Genomic DNA, 17,129 nt, shown 5'->3' with positions numbered 1-17,129 from the left:
GCTACCTCGGATCTTCCTGGTTGATGTTGCGCGGGTGTGCATTCCCGTCGGCGAGCAGGGTCTCGGCTACCCGCCAGAGCCCCACGGCATTCGATGCTTTGACGAGTACCACGTCACGGTCCGTCCGGGTGCGCCACTCTTCTTCTCCTGGCGGAGCGGTGCTCACTATCTCACCCACGATGCCGGCGGCTCGCTCGACTCCGTCGGCGGACCGGGTGTCAATGCCGCGCTCCGCCGCCCGCTCGGCGAGAGCGCGAGTCTCCTCGCTCTCCCCCACCACTACCAGATGCGTGATGCGGTACCGAGCAAGCTCATCGCCGAGCGCACGGTGTGCCTCGACCGAATCAGAACCGAGTTCACCCATCTCACCTAAGACTGCGATAGAGCGGACCCCTGGCCGCGCCGCAGCGGTGAAGCCGAGAGCGGCAATACCTGCGCGCATCGAATCCGGATTGGCGTTGTAGGCGTCGTTGATCACCGTCAGGCCGTCAGCGCGTGTGTTCACATCCATACGGTTGACCGAAACGCTGTGCGCGTTGGACAACGCATCGGCGACCGTCGCCGCATCCAATCCCGCTTCAATCCCCACGGCAGCAGCGGCCAGCGCATTCGACACCTGGTGGGCACCGAAGACTTTAAGACCCACCCGCTGCGGGTCCCCCGCAGGGGAATGCATGGTGAAGGTGGCACGTGCAACGTCGTCAAGCTGGATGTCCGTGGCGTAGTACTCCGCCGCGTCCCCTTGCTCTGTCGCGGAGTTGTCCGCGGAGAAACGCACGACGCGTGCCTGAGTGCGCGGCGCCATGCCCGCGACGAGGCCGTCGTCCGCATTGAGGATGGCAACGCCCCCTGCCGGCAAGGCTTCGACGAGCTCGCCCTTCGCCTGGGCGATATTTTCCCGCGAACCGAATTCGCCGAGGTGCGCGCTGCCCACATTGAGCACCACGCCGATGTGCGGCGGGGCGATGCTGGCCAGCTGAGCGATGTGCCCGACATTGCGTGCGGACATCTCCGCTACGAGGAATTCTGTGTTCTCCGTGCAGCGCAACACGGTGTACGGCAGGCCGATCTCGTTGTTGAACGATCCCGGCGGCGCAACGGTCTCCCCGCCGCGACCGAGAACGTACGCGATGAGGTCCTTCGTGGACGTCTTGCCCGCAGATCCAGTCACGCCAGTAATGCGCAGGCCGTGCTTATCGACGAGCGTGCGCGCCACATACGCCGCCAGTTTTGCCATCCCGGCCACCACAGCACGGGCTGTACCGTCTGGATCGCCTGCGGCGAGATCCGAATTATCGCCCTCGATCCGTTCGACGGGTGGAAGAATGACGGCAGGAACTCCGACATCGCGTGCGACGAGAGCCCCCACAGCGCCGCGGGTGATCGCTGACTCCGCAAAATCATGCCCGTCGACGTTGCTTCCCGGCAATGCCACGAAGAGACCGCCTGGGGTGATCTTCCGGCTATCGAACTCCACGTAGCTAGTCACTGTCGCGTCGGGGTCAGCCGACTCGCTGAGCCTGCCCCCTGTGACCCGTGCGATGTCCGCCAGCGTCATCGGAATCATGCCCGGTCCTCCTTACCTGTGCTCTCTCCGCCGAAACCGGCCTCAGCCAACGCCGCGCGCATCTCTTCCCTGTCGTCGAAATGGTGCGTGACATCGCCGATGATCTGGCCCACTTCATGGCCCTTACCCACGACGATAACCGCGTCGCCAGGCTGTGCCCATGCCACCAACTGCCTGATGGCACTGGCACGCGAATCGCTTTCACGGATTTCCACCCCGCTGTTGGTCTCGCGGGCTTCTTCGGCGCCTCTTCGCACGGCCGCGCGAATGTCCGCGGGGTTCTCGTTGCGCGGATTGTCGTCTGTGATGATCACCAAATCTGCCCTCCGCGCGGACTCAGCTCCCATGATGGGACGCTTGGACTGGTCACGGTCCCCACCCGCACCCACAACAATTCCGACACGGCCGTCGACCTGCTCCCGAAGAGTGTCCAACGCCGCGGCGACCGCGGCAGGCTTGTGGGCGTAATCCACGACCGCGACGAATTCCTGTCCGGCATCGACGCGCTCCATGCGCCCCGGTACAGCGGCTGTGCTCAAGCCGCGCAAGAACTCTTCAGCGTCGATGCCAGCCACGTCCGCGATAGCAGTTGCCAAAGCCGCGTTTGCCACGTTGAAAGCGCCCGGCAGCGGTAGGCGTGTTGCGATGGTTGCGCCGTGCAACCGCACGGTGATGTCCTGTGCCCCGCTGTCGGTGGTCCCGTTGAGCGTCGCTTCGCAGTCCAAATCTTCTTGGCCGCGCGTGCCCACGGTGATCACAGTTGTCTCGTTCGCGGCTCCCTCGTCTGCTCTATGCTTGACGCGGCCCACCATCTTCTCGCCCCAGTCATCGTCAACGCAGATCACGCTGGTCGTGGCTGCTACCGGGGACTCACGGTCAAACAGCATCGCTTTGGCGTTGAAGTAGTCCTCCATGGTCGGATGGAAATCTAGGTGATCTTGCGAGAGGTTAGTGAACCCGGCTACGTCAAACCGCGTACCCGTGACACGTCCCAAGACAAGGGCGTGGGAGGAAACCTCCATGACCACGTGCGTGACACCACGCTCAACCATGAGCGCGAAGAGCTCCTGGAGCTTCGGTGCTTCAGGGGTGGTCAGGGATGTCGGGACATCCTCACCCTTGATACGTGTGCCAGTCGTACCGATCAGCCCCACCGCGCATCCCGTAGCGGCGAGCCCCGCTTCAAGCATGTAGGTCGTGGTGGTCTTACCCGATGTGCCCGTCACGCCGATCACGGTGAGCTTTTCCGACGGGTTCCCGTAGATCTCAGAGGAAACGAGGCCCAGCACTGCACGAACATCGTCGACAACGAGGACGGGGCGTTTCTCCCCCGCCGCCGTGAGAATCTCCCAGCCGTCGTTATCCGTTAAAACAGCGGATGCCGTCGATGACGCCGCAAACGTCGCGCCGTGCGCGCGGGTACCGGGCAACGCCGCGAATATCTCACCAGGCCGGACAGCACTGGAGTCGAGACTGATGCCTGACACAATCAGTGATTGGGCAGGGGGATTTTCCATCCTTGCTGCGGCAATGTCCGCCACAGTGTCCAGTGCGACGGCGGCCGCAAGATTCGTGTCCGTGTTGTTCATGACCATTCCTCGCTTTCTCTACTGGGCCTGCAGGACCATGGGCTCACCCGGGTCCGGACTCTGCGGAATGTTTTCACGGTTAATCAACCAGTTGGCGATCTCGGTGAAGACGGGGGCGGAAGACTGTCCACCGCCTCCTCCTTCAAGCGGGCCACGCTCCGGGTCGTCGAGCATGATTGCGACCACGAACCGGGGGTCATCGGCGGGCGCGATGCCGGCGAACGTGATCCAGTAGTCCGAGTTGGAGTACGCACCGGTGTCCGGGTTGACCTGTTGCGCGGTACCCGTCTTGCCCGAAAGCTGGTAGCCGGGAACACTGTTGCCTTGGGCCGTGCCGCTGTTCACCCCGTTAGGATCATCCTGGAACGCAGCGCGGAACATGTTCACCACTGTCTTGGCGGTTTTCTCGCTGACAACGCGTGTGCGACGGGGGTCTTCCTGCGGCAGCTGCTCGCCGGAGGGCTGAGTGACACTCTTGACCACTCGCGGTTCGATCCGTTCGCCACCGTTAGCGAGGGCTTGGTAGACACTAGCCAACTGCAACGTCGTCACCGACATTCCCTGGCCGATCGGCAGGTTGGCAAATGTGCCTCCCGACCACTGCTCGCGTGCTGGGACAAGACCAGATGACTCATTAGGCAGCTCGATCCCGGTGGACTGGCCGATGCCGAAACGATTCAAGTAGTCGTCGAAACGCTCCTCTCCCACCTTTTGTGCGAGCATGAGCGTGCCCACGTTCGAGGACTTACCGAAGATTCCTGCGGTCGTGTACGGTGCGACGTCGTGCTGCCATGCGTCGGCAACATTCACCCCCGCCATCTCGATATTTCCGGGCACCTGGTGCACCTCGTCCGGGGTGGTCAAACCCTCCTCGATCGCAGCGGATGCGGTGATGATCTTGGCCACCGACCCCGGCTCGTACGGGTGCGAAATCGACGGGTTCTCAAAACTGCGTCCAGCCGACAGCTGACGTTCCAAGTCGCCGTTGGGGTCGATCGTGCTGGTATTCGCCATGGCCAGCACTTCACCGCTCTTAGCGTCCAGTACTACCGCCTCTGCGTCCTTCGCCTTGGAGTTGACTTTCGCTTGCTCGAGCAGCTGCTGGACATAGGCTTGCAGATCAAGATCGATAGTGAGTTCCACTCGGGCACCATCTACGACCGGGACAACGTCGCGAAGCGTCCCCGGAATCGCCTGCCCGTTCGCGGACACGTCCTCCGTGGAGCGACCGTCAATACCAGTGAGAATGGAGTCACTAGAAGCTTCGAGGCCGAACTGCCCTTGGCCGTCCATCGACACACGACCGACGATATTTTCCGCGATAGCACCATTCGGGTACTCCCTGATGTCCTGACGGTCGGCTGCCACGCCGTGGAATTTCTCCGCGACCTGTGCCGCCACATCGGGGTCGACGTTCCGGACGAGCACCTCGTAGTCAGAGTCTGCGTGGAGTTTTTCCAGAATGTCCTTCGAGTTCACCTTCGGGGTAGGAAGTTTGTCCTTCTCCCCCTTATCGCCATCCTTATTCTTTTCTTTATTTTCGCCCTTATCGGATTCTTCGACGTCGTCGGCCTTGATCATCGTCGGAATCTCGTTGGCCATCTGGCGCAGCATGTCTTCGACGCGTGCCTCCTGCTGTGCCTCTGCCTCAGCCCGGGTAGCGCCTTCTTCGTACATCTCGTTGCGTGCGAGCTCGCCAAGTTCCCGCCGCAGCGTCACTGGGGACACGGTCAACGAACGCGCCTTCATCGTGTACGCCAGGAAATTGCCCTCCCTGTCGACGATGGCACCCCTCCGTGCTGGGTCCACAAATTCGCGTTCACGTTGTTCGGCCGCCACAGTCTGCAACTGCGGGCCCCATTTCAACTGAACCCACGCCAGTCGCCCCACGAGCACAAGAGCGACAACGAGGAATACTGCTGTGAGGATGCGCATGCGGCGGGCAGTGATGACTTTTTGCGCAGACATACCCTGCGGCTGCGCCTGCCGCTTCCGCGGATCCATCCTGCTCACGTCGCAGTCTCACCTACTCCTCTTGTGCCGTAGCGCCCAACGATTGCCTTCATCTTGCCCCGATCACCGGGCGGGGTTGTGACCGCCACACGCCAACCGGGGCCTTAAATGACGGTCTTAAAAGCCACCGGGCAGCGCCGGGAGCGCACCAGCCGGTGCAGCCGGCACATCAGCTGGGGCATCCGCGGCGGGAGCAATCGGTGCCGCCGGAGCAACGGGAGCGGCGTCACGGTTGTCAAGCTCCTGACCCGCCGGCGCTGAGGGAGCGGCCTGCTCTCCCATGGCCGGTAACGACGGAGCAGCACCTCGACCTGCCCGCAGGGTGTTCTGCGGCAGAGCGGAAAGGTTGTCTGCGATGTCGCGGGTGGCTTTCTGGTCGCTGGTGGCGTGATCAGTACGGATCGTTTCTTGGTTCACATCCACAACACGCACCGTTTTAGACGCGTCAGACTCACGCGTCTCGTGGGCTTTGCCCTCGGCATCGACATTGATGATGCCGGGTTGAACCGGGATGACCATTCCAGCTGCGTCGGCCTTTGCCGCGACTTCAGCCGCGGCCCGGCTGTCCTCGACATTCCGGTTGAGAGTCTCAATCTCGTTGTTAAGCGCGCGCTCTTGGCTCTGAAGTTGCTGGATTGTGAATGTCTGCTGGGTAGACAGCGCCGACAAGAGCATTGCCCCGAATATGCCGAGGACGAGTAGAGGTAGCGCCAATAGCGACATCTTGGAGAACTTCCGCTTCGCCTCTGTCGTCGAAACACGGCGGCCGCGGACAGAAACAACCTGCTTGGAGCCCAAGCGACGCGGGCCGCGCGGCACATGCGGTGCAACGCGCGGCTTCAACCCCGAAGGCATGGTAGCTGTGCGCGGTGCATCCGTCGTACGCACTGTGCGTCGCGGGGTGCGTTCAAGCAGCGCGGTCGAGCCGCCGGTAGTGTTCCCGGCTGTGAGGTCTCGGCTTGCTCCCATGGTCCTAGTTCCCTTCGCTTGTGGACGTGTTGTCTTCGAACGTGACGCGTGAGTAGTCATCGGGGTCCTCCGCTAGGATCGCCGCCCAGCTTTTCGACGGCCCGGACCCTCACCGAAGCCGCCCTGCGGTTCACCTCAATCTCCGCTTCCGAGGCTTGTTCAGCGCCTCGGGTGACAAGACGGAACCTCGGTGCCATGTCGGGCAGCTCAGTGGGCAGACCCACCGGGGTCTTCGATTCGGTCATTTCCGCGAAAGCACGCTTGACCAGCTTGTCTTCATGAGACTGGTAGCTCATGAAGACTGCGCGACCCCCGGAACCGAGCGCGTCTGCGACCATCGGGATGACATTTGACAGGGCATCGAGTTCCCGGTTGACCTCCACCCGTAGCGCCTGAAACGTACGTTTCGCCGGATGGCCCCCAGTGCGACGGGTCGCAGCCGGAATGACGCTGTACAAAAGCTCGACGAGACGCCCCGAACGCTCGAATGGTTCCTTCTCCCTTTCGGCGATGACGGCCGACGCGATCTTTCCTGCGAAGCGCTCATCACCATATGTCTTGAGCACGCGAGCCAAGTCTCCGTGGCTGTACGTGTTCAACACGTCCGCCGCTGTCATCCCCGCACTCGGATCCATTCGCATGTCCAGGGGTGCGTCGACCCGGTATGCGAAGCCCCGTTCCTCCTGATCCAACTGCATCGAGGACACACCCAAGTCGAAAAACGCGCCCGCCAACCCGGCGGAGCGGGCGCGCTGGAATACCTCGTGAGTGTTGGCCTCCAGCTCATCGGCGAAGCAGTCGAAGCGTCCCCGGACCGGGACGAACCTGTCGCCGAACCTCTTCAGACGCTGCGTAGCCTGTTCGAGCGCGGAGGCATCGCGGTCGATGCCGATAACAGCAGCGTCCGGGAACTCGGCGAGGAAGTACTCGGTGTGCCCCCCTGCCCCCAACGTACCGTCGACAATCACTGCATCCGGGCCGAATTTCTCCACCGCCGGGCGCAGCAGCTCGCCCATACGGTCGCGCATGACAGGGACATGGCCGTGGTTGACATCGATGCCGAAATCCATGTCGGATTTCCCGGCAGTTTCGTGTACCACCATGTCCACCCCCCTTTGTGTGCGACTGACGTGTTGTGCTGCGGATTAGGTCTGACTGAAACTGTCCCTTGGTACCCACGGGGAACATGTAGAGCCCTGCTCGGGGCGGTCATTCTGATATCGGGGAAGTACACCAGAACGACTCGCGCCCCGAGCAGAGTTCGTACACGCTCTCCGCCCGCTTGCTTAAAGCAGGCCCGAGAGAATGTCGTCCTCATCGGCCGCCGAGAAAGCGGCCTCGGTATTTTCTTGGTATTTCGCCCAGGACTCGGCATCCCAGATTTCCAAGAAATCCACTGAACCGATGACTACGCATTCCTTGGACAGGTTCGCGTAATCCCGGTGCGCCGGCGACAACGTGATGCGACCAGAACCGTCGAGCGTCTGCTCATCCGCGCTTGCCGCCAAGTTTCGAATGAATGCGCGCGCCTTCGGGTTCGTGCGGGACACCGCGGCCGCTTTTCGTGCGCGAGCCGCGAATCCCTCACGGGGATAGACCGCCAAAGAGTGGTCCTGCCCCTTGGTCACCATCAGCCCGTCCGCCAGACCCTCACGGAACTTGGCGGGCAGCGTCAGGCGCCCCTTGTCGTCCAGCTTGGGGGTATAGGTGCCAAGAAACATCCGGCGCCCTACCTTCCTTCGCTCGACAACTCCGGCTGTGAACTTTTGTCAGATCCGACCCGGCATCGTCACACCGGCCCTTCACTAGCCCCCACTTTAACCCACTCTCCCCCACACACGCCACATTGGAACACTAAATTCCTTTTGCGTGTCATGAACACACAGTTCAACACCCATCCGTCCGGTGGGGCGCCCACCCAGCCCCTTAAGGGCAATCACGTCCCACTGACACAAGAACACCTCTATTGCACCTTTGGACATCAGGAAAACCTGGAGCGAGACACCTATTGGCCCAAATAATCCGCCTATACATGCTCCCGATTGGCGGCAGTGGGTGAAAGTGGGGCACAAAAGTGGGGCATGGTGGGGCACAAAAAATTCCCCTCACTTCCGTGAAGGGAATAAAGCTGTCTCGGACACGCATCCAAGACAGTGCGTTAGAGGCCCGGCACTACTGCCCCTCGAACCGGCGCCGGAAATTTTCCTCCATCCGGGAGCTCATACCGTCACGTTGCAGCTGCGGACCCGCACTGCGCTGTGGCCGAACCGGAACGTGCTCAGTGGGCGCATTGAGTGCCCACACCCCGCCGATGAACATGACCACGAAGCCAAGAACGCTTAAAGCGATGAACCACAAACTCTCGGCTGCCAAGGCCACGCCAGCGATGAGCAGCACAAGACCGAGGACGATGAGTGCGACCGAACGCATGGTGGGGCGGAATCCAGTACCTGCGGAGCTGCGCGCAGGCACGGAAGACACGGAGGACCCGAACTTCGGGTCATCGGCCATCAGCGACTCCTCGATTTCGCGGAGCAACTTCTGTTCCTGCTCAGATAAAGCCACTTTCACTCCCAGCCTGGTTTGGTCGCTGTCTTCTCTGAACTACAACGTCCATTGAAGACGGTTTGTTCCCCTCATCATACCGCCCTCGAGGCCGAGCAAATAGTCATGAAAAACTAGGCCGCGAACACGCCGTCCGCCTCGCCAGCAGTTTCCGCGTAGAAGGACGCAGCTAGTCCTACGAGACGCTCAACATCCTCCACCCTCGGATGCAACTCAATACCGGAGGCGACCCGACCCCTCATCCGCGAGAACTTAGATAAGTTCTCAGCCCAGTACGCACCCCGCGGTCCAGTGAGCGCCAATTTCTCCCACGCGCTCGTAGGCAGCCGCTTACGTTTCGCCACCGTTGCCGACTGAGAGATCACCGCGCCGGCAGTGCGAAGAGCAGACCGGTATGCGCTCTCCACCGCCAGGTCACCAGCGCCTGCCGCCAATTGACGCTGAGCATCGCCCAAAAGCAGCCGTGCCGAATCCAAGAATTCATCGTGGCGGGACGTGACAGGAGTTGCCCCGTAGACCGAACCGGTTGTTGCTGAAACCACGCTAGACATTTCGGCTTCCTCCTTGACTGCTCATTTACTGCCGTCGATGTCGAACTACTTTGTGGCCCTCACACTAGAAAACAGCCTGGACACACCCTCGCAGCCCTCGAACATGTATTCGATATCAGGTTCGGAAACAGCCTCTGAGCACAGCTACGCGTCACGGAAACTACGAACCTCACCCAATTCGCCGAGCGACATGGTTCGATGGACTCGTGTCCGTCACCATCCGCGAGTTATCCCCACACGAGTTCTCCGCCTTGGCGCCCACATTGGTGGACCTCTACATCAAAGCGATGCACTACCCCGTAACCATCCGCGAACAACGAGTGAATATCTGGCGCCGCGATTCCACCGAGCGGGATTTCACATCTGTCGCCGCATTCGACGGCGACGAGCTCGCAGGGATCGCCTACGGTTTCCGCGGTTCGCCGGGCCGTTGGTGGGACCAGCAGTTGCGGCGGGGCCTCGCAGATAACCACGCCATGACAGAGCACATGCTGGAAGTCGTCGACAACTATTTCGAGCTCGCGGAAATTCATGTATCCCCGCAGCGCCAGGGCAGCGGGATTGGCCGAACATTGATCCACCGTCTGCTCCAACGCGCACCCCAGCGGCACGTCTTGCTGTCCACCCCGGAAGTGCCCCAAGAATCGAATGCTGCGTTCGGGCTGTACCGCTCGCTTGGGTTTGAGGATGTATTGCGCAACTTCCAGTACGCCGGAGATCCCCGCCCCTTCGCGGTACTCGGACGGACCTTACCGCTATGAAAACGCCGACCGGTAGAGTGAGCGGTGTTGATTCACCTCCCGGTTAGAAGGAGCCACCACTTTTGAGCGAGCGCACCTCTTACCTCTCGGCAGCTGACGTTCCGGGCGCAGTGGAAGCCGAGTTGCGGGATTTCCTTGAGGCTAACGCGGCGTCGATAAGCGAAATCGGCGCTCCTGTCGCCGATGCCGTGGAGCATTTGCGCGACTTTGTGCTCGGTGGGGGTAAACGCATTCGCCCGACATACGGCTGGGTGGGCTACACGGCAACAGTGAGGGCGGCCGACCAGACCGAAGATCCCGCCGCGGTACTGCGCGCTGTGAGCTCTCTTGAACTGATCCAAGCCTGTGCACTCATCCACGACGACATCATCGACGCCTCCGACACCCGGCGCGGTAAACCGACCGTGCATCGAGCAATCGCGGCCGAGCATTCCCGGAGCAGGTGGCACGGGAATTCGGACGCATACGGGGAGAACGTCGCCATTCTTCTCGGCGACCTTGCACTCGCGTGGGCCGACGACATGTGGCACTACTCGGGTGTGAGTGAAAAGGCTCTGCAACGCGCTGCCGAACCGTGGCGTGGAATGCGCTCCGAAGTGATCGGTGGGCAGATCCTGGACATCTCGCTGGAAGCGTCGAATAGCGAGAGCGAAGACATGGCCAATGCCGTCAACCGGTACAAAACTGCCGCGTACACGGTCGAGAGGCCGCTTCACCTCGGTGCCGCAATCGCAGGCGCGGACAACGCCACCATCGCTGCGTTACGAGGGTACGGCCACGACATCGGCATCGCGTTCCAGCTCCGTGACGATCTCCTCGGAGTCTTCGGCGATCCGGCTGTCACCGGCAAACCAGCCGGCGACGACCTCCGCGAAGGCAAGAGGACTGTGTTGTACGCGCTCGCGCTCAAGGCGGCGGATGCCTCAGACCCGGCCGCGGCGAAAACACTCCGAGATGGGATTGGTAGTGCCACCAGGAACGATGACATCGCTGAGCTCGCTCGCATCATCGAAAACACTGGTGCGGTGGATATCGTTGAAGAACGCATCGACCAGTTGACACGCATGGGACTGAATCACTTGAGCGGCGCCTCCATCAGCTCGGACGCGGTGGAGACGCTTACAGCTCTGGCCATCAAGGCCACTTCCCGCCGCAAATAGGGGGTTCCGGCACGATGACACGACGACCGTCCCCGACAACCGCCCTGTGGCTCGGCGTGGTCGGTTCCACGTTGCTCGCAGTGGGATCCTTCGGTGCGGGCGCGACCCGCAACCGCGGTGGGATGCTCGACTACCTGGGGATGGAGTTCTTGGCCTACGGCCACGCGCGGGGCCTGCTCAACATTGCGCTCACAGTCGGTCTCCTCCTACTCGTAGCCGGGTGGGTTGCCGCTGGACGCTATGCAGTGGCTGCCCGCCGCGAATCGAGTCTGCGGGACCGGTTGTCGTACACCAAGTCCGCATTGTGGTCTGCGACCGCTCCACTGCTTCTCGCCGCCCCGCTCATGTCCCGGGATGTGTACTCCTACCTCATGCAGGGGGCCATGGTCCGCGACGGATTCGACCCCTACTCCGAAGGTGCCGCCATTAACCCCGGCCCCTACCTCCTCGAGGTCTCACACGACTGGCGCAACACGACAACCCCCTACGGGCCACTTCACCTTTGGATCGGCAACGGTGTGACCAGCTTTGTGGGCGAGAACGTGATGGCCGGAATCATTTGCTACAAGTTCATTTCGCTCGCCGGTTTCGCCGCCGTCGCGTGGGCAGTTCCACGCATTGCCCGTCGTTTGGGCGGCGACCCCGCACTCGCTCTGTGGCTCGGTGTGGCCAATCCGGTAATGCTCATCCACATGGTCGGGGGAATGCACAACGAGTCCGTTATGGTCGGCTTGGTCAGCCTCGGGTTGGTGGCGTGCTTGGAACGTCGCTTTTTACTGGGCACCCTTCTCGTCGGTGTTGCTGTCTCTCTCAAGGCGACAGCGGCAGTGACATTGCCGTTCATCGTGTGGATGGCGGCGCACCACTACGCTCCCTCTGGGAGCCGGCCTGCTCGGCGCCTGGGTTCCTTTCTCGTTTCGGGGCTAACAGTGGTTGCCGTAGCCGTAGCCTCTGTCGCTGCCGTGACCGTGGCATCGGGTACGTCGTGGGGGTGGCTCGCGCAGATCTCGGGCAATTCGAAAGTAGTCAACCCGCTGTCGGGCGCGACACTCGCTGCGGATGCCGTGACACCGTTCCTTCAGCTTTTCGACGAAGAATTTCCCTACAACACCGTTCTCAGCGCGACCCGAACTGTGGGCTCCGTATTGATGCTCGCGGGACTCGTAACCGTTTGGTGGATGTTCAGGCAAACAGACCGCCGCAATGTGGCGGGCATGGCGCTCGCCTACATGGTCGCATTTGTCTTCAACGCGGTGACACTGCCGTGGTACTTCGCCTCCGCCGTCTCAGTAGCCGGGACATTCAACCCGCCGCAGTGGCTGGTGCGTCTCACCATCGGCGCTTCCGTCATCGTGGCCCTAGCTTTCAGTGGCAGCGGCAACCACAATTTCTACAACGGGGCCTGGATGCTCATGGCCCTGGTTGCGGGATGGGGCGCCGCAGCGTACGTGCTACCACGTACACGCAACCAGGAATCAGTGGAGATCGTGCCCGGGGCTAAAAAGCCATTGCCTGCGCGCGCCTGATCACTTCGCGTGCACCGTGGCCGTGCAGAGCGTCGATCGGCCGGCCCGGCAGACTGTCATCCTCAGTGAACAGGTAGGACAGGATCTCTTGGTGGTTGAAGCCGCCGTCGAGAAGCACGGTGATCGCGCCCGCGACGAACTTGGACAATTCTGTGCCTTCATCGAGCATGAGCTCGGGAATCAGCTTCGTGCCGCCCTGCTTGTGCGCGACGAGCTTGCCGGCGTTCACGTAGTCGTGAACCTTGGTCACGGGCACCCCGAGGCGATCCGCAACCTCGGGGAACGTCAATAGTGTTTCACCGCTCAGAAGCGCGTCGATGTCGTGGGCGTTAGTGTCGTGCTCTGAAAAACTCACGCCCGCCACTCTACGCGTAGCGGGGGTTGCTACCTGTCGACGCGGCTTGTGCACCATACTGGACGGCATGACTCACCTCGCAGCCGGCGATGTGCTGGAAGGCCGGTACCTCATCGACCGCCCCATTGCGCGTGGCGGCATGTCCACCGTGTACCGCTGTTTGGACACGCGGCTGGGCCGCGAGGTCGCCGCGAAGGTGATGGACGAGCGTTACATGAACGACGATGTCTTCCTCGATCGTTTCGCCCGTGAAGCCCGCGCGATGGCGCAGCTGAGCCACCCGAACTTGGTCAACGTGTACGACTTCTCGGCCGACGGCGAGGACGTCTTCCTCATCATGGAGCTGATCACGGGTGGCACGCTGCGGGAACTTCTGGCCGAGCGCGGCCCCATGCCGCCCCACGCCGCTGCGGCCGTTATGCGCGCAATGCTCACGGGCCTGTCCGTCGCCCACCGCCGCGGGCTGGTGCACCGCGACATCAAGCCGGACAATATCCTCATCAATGGCGACAATACGGTGAAGCTCGCCGACTTCGGGCTCGTCCGCGCGACGAGCGATGCGCGCCACTCCACCGACCAAATAGTGGGAACGGTGGTGTACCTCTCCCCCGAACAAGTCGACGGCAGCGAAATCACCCAAGCCTCGGACGTGTATTCCGCAGGCATCGTCTTGTTCGAGCTCCTCACTGGGACCGTACCGTTCAACGGCGACACTTCTCTATCTCACGCGCTCTCGCGCCTGCGTCTCGACGTCCCCGCGCCGTCCTCCCGCATGCAGGGTGTACCCAAGCTTTTCGACGAGCTCGTGGCCACCGCCACCGCCCGTGATCCCCGCGAACGCTTCGCCGATGCCGAAGAATTCCTCGCTGCCCTCGACGACGTGGCAGCCGAGTTGGGCCTGCCCGATTTCACTGTGCCAGCACCGACGCAATCGGCCGCACACCGCGTGGCAGCCATCCCGACAAGCATCACGCAGATGAGCGCCCCGGTAGAGCATGCGGGATCGGAGACTGCGCACGAACCTCCAGCTGCGGAATACAGGCCTGCTGCCCCTCCCGCTCCACTACCAGCGCAACCAATAGCGCATCCCGCACCGTACGAACGGCACGTGCCCCCACTAGAGCGCAGTAACGCGCCCGTGGACCGGTGTCCGCAGCCGGAACCGGAACTTCCCCCGGTGGAATCAAACCGCTCAGGTGTGGCCCTAACGCTGGTGCTACTGCTCATAGCAGCAGCCACCGCAGCTGTCGCTGTCGGTGGCTGGTGGTTCGGCTCCGGAGCTTACGGGGAGATCCCGGAGATCCTCCGGATGCCGGATTAGCCCCGAGCTCAGCGGCCCGGGGCTGGTGCCTGCATTAGTTGCGGAGCATCTCCGCAACGAGGAACGCGAGCTCCAGAGCCTGCTCGGTGTTCAGGCGCGGGTCGCACGCGGACTCATAGCGGCCCGGCAGATCGATGTCCGTGATGTCTTGGGCGCCGCCGAGGCACTCCGTGACGTGCTCGCCGGTCAACTCGATGTGGATGCCGCCCGGGTGGGTGCCCAAGTGGCGGTGCACCTCGAAGAAGCCCTGCACCTCGTCGATGATCTTGTCGAAGTGGCGGGTCTTGTACCCGTTGGAGGCGGTGAAGGTGTTGCCGTGCATCGGGTCCGACTGCCAGACCACCTTGTGGCCGGAGCGCTCCACAGCGTCGATAATGCCCGGAAGCACATCGCGGACCTTGTCGTGGCCCATGCGCGCCACCATGGTCAGGCGGCCCGGCTCGCGGTTCGGGTCGAGCTTGTCCGCGTACGCAACGGCCTCTTCCGGGGTGACGGACGGGCCGAGCTTGATGCCGATCGGGTTGTCGATCAGGGCGGCGAAGTTGACGTGGAAGTCCTCTAGGCCGCGGGTGCGCTCGCCGATCCACAGCTGGTGAGCGGACAGGTCGTAGAGCTTCGTTTCGCCCTTCTCATTCTCCGCCAGACGCAGCATCGCGCGCTCGTAGTCCACCAGGAGAGCCTCGTGGGAGGCGTAGATCTCGGAAGTGCGCAGCTCACGGTCGTTCACACCACAGGCATCCATGAAGTGCAGGGAGCGGGTGATCTCGCGGGACAGCGCCTCGTAACGCGCACCGGCAGCGGAATTGGCCACGAACTCACGGTTCCACGCCTCGACGCGGTACAGGTCGGCCGTTCCAGAGGTCGTTAGTGCACGCACGAGGTTCATCGCAGCAGAAGAGTTCGCGTACGCGCGGACCATACGGGCCGGGTCGTGGCGACGGGACTCCTCAGTCGGCTCCACACCGTTGACAATGTCGCCGCGGTAGTTCGGCAGACCATTCTCATCCAAGTCGGACGAGCGCGGCTTGGCGTACTGGCCAGCGATACGGGCTAGTTTCACCACCGGGGTGGATGCACCGTAGGTGAGCACCACAGCCATCTGCAGAAGCGTCTTGATATTGGCCCGGATGTGCGGCTCGGTGTTGGACTCGAAGGTCTCTGCACAGTCACCGCCCTGGAGCAAGAAAGCCTCACCGTTGGCGACCTCTGCCAACTGCTTCTTCAGCTTGTGCACCTCGGGGGCCACCACAACGGGCGGAACTGATTCGAGAATCTTGCGCACGTACAGGGACGCGTTCTCATCCCATGTCGGCTGCTGCTTCGCCTCGCGGGAAACGGCGTCCTGGAACGCCTCATTGATGTCGCCGGGAAGCGGCGGCAGATCGGGCAACACTTCTTTGGGGATGTCTACTGTCCAACTCACGCCTTTACTTCTATCACGTCCGCTGCGACGGACGTAGTTGAAGGTCGAATTGAGCTCGGGTTATTGGGGTCGGCCAGTGGCGTGACCGCGCCGATCCAACGGCAGAGAACGGGCGCAAATCTTGAATTTAAGGAGATTATGGCGGGCGTCGACAAGCGCGTCATGGTTGCCATGCGGTGCGGGCGGCAGCGTCGGGCGACCCGCCATGTCCCAGTATTGGCGCAGCTCACGCGTGTAGCGCGGCAGTTCTTTTGGCAACTTGGCCATATCACCCCACAGCTGGGCGAGAACGACATGGTCGTAGGCTCCGACCCACGCCCACAGTTCCGGCTTAGAGTCCGCGGCAGTGAGGAACGCAAAGACCTCGTCCCGGATCTTCAGTTTCGGCTTCCATTCGGGGCGCTGCGGGTTGGGGAGTTTCTCCAGCACGTTCTCGCGCACCCACGGATTCGCCCGGGACGCATCGAAGTCCGTGGACACCGCGTAGTACTCGCGCCCGTCCTCGGCGACGATCCCGATCGAGATCAGCTCGATCGTCGTCCCGTCCTCGATGAACTCAGTGTCGTAGAAGTACCTCACTGCATTTTCTGCCAGTCAGGCTCCGTGCCCTCCGGGTAGCCGTTGCCCGCCTCGAGCGACTTCTTCACATCCGCCGCGTACGCGTCCACGTAATCGTAGCCGGACAGCTCAACGAGCTGCTGGGCAAAGAAATCGGTGAACGGGCGCCAGACTGCGGAATCGTGCGGGTCGTAGCCGTTGTCGCGCGCCCACTGGTGCGGGTCGACGGGCTCGCCGATCTTCACACGCACCTTCGCGGGGCGCGGGATCCAGGTGCCGATCGGGTTGGCATTGCGGGTACCGATCATAGCGACGGGAATGCACGGCACACCCGAGTTCATGGCCACACGCGCCATTCCGGTCTTACCTTTGTAGATGCGCCCGTCTGGGGAGCGCGTGCCCTCCGGGTAGATGCAGAACAGGTCGCCGTTATCGAAGACTTCCTGGGTGACCTTGAGCAGGTTTTCGCCCGCATCCTTCGCTTCACGGTCGATGGGGACCTGCCCCACCGACGTCATGAAGAACTTCTGGATCGCGCCGGACAGGCCCGGGGAGGTGAAGTACTCCTTCTTCGCTGGGTGCACAAGCTGACGCGGGCAGACCAGCGGGAAGTAGAAGGAATCCATGACCGCCTGGTGGTTGGACACCATGAGCGCCGGGGTTCCTTCCGGCGGGATGTTGTCCAGCCCCTCTGTCTCGGGGCGATTCCAGATCCGCAGCCACGGCCCGATCAGGATGTACTTGAAAAACTTGTACCACTTGTTGTTCATG

General features: G+C 62.3%; 16 protein-coding genes. 4 read left to right on the top strand and 12 right to left on the bottom strand.

All coding sequences use genetic code 11. The features are described from left to right. Position 1: 1 nt before the first annotated feature. The 8 genes from CZ338_RS08475 to CZ338_RS08440 all read right to left on the bottom strand — a co-directional run bounded on the left by CZ338_RS08475 (position 2) and on the right by CZ338_RS08440 (position 9,254). Positions 2-1,567, bottom strand: coding sequence for a UDP-N-acetylmuramoyl-tripeptide--D-alanyl-D-alanine ligase (locus CZ338_RS08475; RefSeq protein WP_087117800.1), 1,566 nt, complete (start codon positions 1,565-1,567; stop codon positions 2-4). Continuing rightward, the gene (locus CZ338_RS08470) at positions 1,564-3,084 is read right to left on the bottom strand and encodes a UDP-N-acetylmuramoyl-L-alanyl-D-glutamate--2,6-diaminopimelate ligase (protein WP_456236331.1); all 1,521 of its coding nucleotides are present in this window, start codon (positions 3,082-3,084) and stop codon (positions 1,564-1,566) included. Before CZ338_RS08470 ends, CZ338_RS08475 begins: the two co-directional genes overlap by 4 nt. Positions 3,085-3,174: 90 nt before the next feature. Next, on the bottom strand, positions 3,175-5,124 hold the full coding sequence (locus CZ338_RS08465) for a peptidoglycan D,D-transpeptidase FtsI family protein (protein WP_087118210.1): 1,950 nt from the start codon (positions 5,122-5,124) through the stop codon (positions 3,175-3,177). Between the two features lie 162 nt (positions 5,125-5,286). After that, positions 5,287-6,138 carry a hypothetical protein gene (locus tag CZ338_RS08460; RefSeq protein ID WP_143341289.1) on the bottom strand — a complete coding sequence of 284 codons (852 nt, stop codon included), beginning with the start codon at positions 6,136-6,138 and terminating at the stop codon, positions 5,287-5,289. Between the two features lie 56 nt (positions 6,139-6,194). Then, complete coding sequence (gene rsmH, locus CZ338_RS08455; RefSeq protein ID WP_087118209.1) at positions 6,195-7,208, bottom strand: 16S rRNA (cytosine(1402)-N(4))-methyltransferase RsmH; 1,014 nt, start codon at positions 7,206-7,208, stop codon at positions 6,195-6,197. A gap of 216 nt (positions 7,209-7,424) precedes the next feature. After that, positions 7,425-7,859 carry a division/cell wall cluster transcriptional repressor MraZ gene (gene mraZ, locus CZ338_RS08450; RefSeq protein WP_087117798.1) on the bottom strand — a complete coding sequence of 145 codons (435 nt, stop codon included), beginning with the start codon at positions 7,857-7,859 and terminating at the stop codon, positions 7,425-7,427. A gap of 451 nt (positions 7,860-8,310) precedes the next feature. Then, positions 8,311-8,703, bottom strand: coding sequence for a DUF3040 domain-containing protein (locus tag CZ338_RS08445; RefSeq protein WP_087118208.1), 393 nt, complete (start codon positions 8,701-8,703; stop codon positions 8,311-8,313). A gap of 113 nt (positions 8,704-8,816) precedes the next feature. Further along, the gene (locus CZ338_RS08440; RefSeq protein ID WP_087117797.1) at positions 8,817-9,254 is read right to left on the bottom strand and encodes an SAV_6107 family HEPN domain-containing protein; all 438 of its coding nucleotides are present in this window, start codon (positions 9,252-9,254) and stop codon (positions 8,817-8,819) included. A 206-nt stretch (positions 9,255-9,460) separates the two neighbouring features. Between CZ338_RS08440 and CZ338_RS08435 the strand changes: the two genes are divergently transcribed. The 3 genes from CZ338_RS08435 (at position 9,461) to CZ338_RS08425 (ending at position 12,701) form a co-directional block, all read left to right on the top strand. After that, positions 9,461-10,015 carry a GNAT family N-acetyltransferase gene (locus CZ338_RS08435; protein ID WP_087117796.1) on the top strand — a complete coding sequence of 185 codons (555 nt, stop codon included), beginning with the start codon at positions 9,461-9,463 and terminating at the stop codon, positions 10,013-10,015. Between the two features lie 62 nt (positions 10,016-10,077). Continuing rightward, positions 10,078-11,175, top strand: a complete 1,098-nt coding sequence (locus CZ338_RS08430) for a polyprenyl synthetase family protein (protein WP_087117795.1) — start codon at positions 10,078-10,080, stop codon at positions 11,173-11,175. Positions 11,176-11,189: 14 nt separating this feature from the next. Continuing rightward, positions 11,190-12,701 (top strand): alpha-(1->6)-mannopyranosyltransferase A, encoded by a 1,512-nt coding sequence (locus CZ338_RS08425; protein WP_087117794.1) that lies wholly within the window; start codon positions 11,190-11,192, stop codon positions 12,699-12,701. Here the strand turns inward: CZ338_RS08425 and CZ338_RS08420 are convergent. Beyond that, entirely contained in the window at positions 12,673-13,056 is a 384-nt protein-coding gene (locus tag CZ338_RS08420) for an Rv2175c family DNA-binding protein (RefSeq protein WP_087118207.1), read from the bottom strand. The two genes, CZ338_RS08425 and CZ338_RS08420, sit on opposite strands and share 29 nt — an antisense overlap. 67 nt (positions 13,057-13,123) lie before the next feature. Between CZ338_RS08420 and CZ338_RS08415 the strand changes: the two genes are divergently transcribed. After that, a complete protein-coding gene (locus tag CZ338_RS08415) occupies positions 13,124-14,377 on the top strand; it encodes a protein kinase domain-containing protein (RefSeq protein ID WP_087117793.1) in 1,254 nt (417 codons plus the stop codon). A 34-nt stretch (positions 14,378-14,411) separates the two neighbouring features. Here CZ338_RS08415 and CZ338_RS08410 read toward each other — a convergent pair whose 3' ends face one another. The 3 genes from CZ338_RS08410 to CZ338_RS08400 are packed head-to-tail and all read right to left on the bottom strand — an operon-like array spanning position 14,412 to position 17,128. After that, positions 14,412-15,800 carry a class II 3-deoxy-7-phosphoheptulonate synthase gene (locus tag CZ338_RS08410; RefSeq protein WP_087117792.1) on the bottom strand — a complete coding sequence of 463 codons (1,389 nt, stop codon included), beginning with the start codon at positions 15,798-15,800 and terminating at the stop codon, positions 14,412-14,414. A gap of 60 nt (positions 15,801-15,860) precedes the next feature. After that, complete coding sequence (locus tag CZ338_RS08405; protein WP_087117791.1) at positions 15,861-16,379, bottom strand: polyadenylate-specific 3'-exoribonuclease AS; 519 nt, start codon at positions 16,377-16,379, stop codon at positions 15,861-15,863. Next, complete coding sequence (locus tag CZ338_RS08400; RefSeq protein WP_087117790.1) at positions 16,376-17,128, bottom strand: lysophospholipid acyltransferase family protein; 753 nt, start codon at positions 17,126-17,128, stop codon at positions 16,376-16,378. The genes CZ338_RS08405 and CZ338_RS08400 overlap by 4 nt, the downstream gene beginning before the upstream one ends. Between the last annotated feature and the right edge of the window lies 1 nt (position 17,129).

This window comes from Corynebacterium urinipleomorphum (assembly GCF_900155535.1).
GTDB classification, from domain to species: Bacteria; Actinomycetota; Actinomycetes; order Mycobacteriales; family Mycobacteriaceae; genus Corynebacterium; species Corynebacterium urinipleomorphum.
This window is presented reverse-complemented; position numbering and strand designations above follow the sequence as displayed.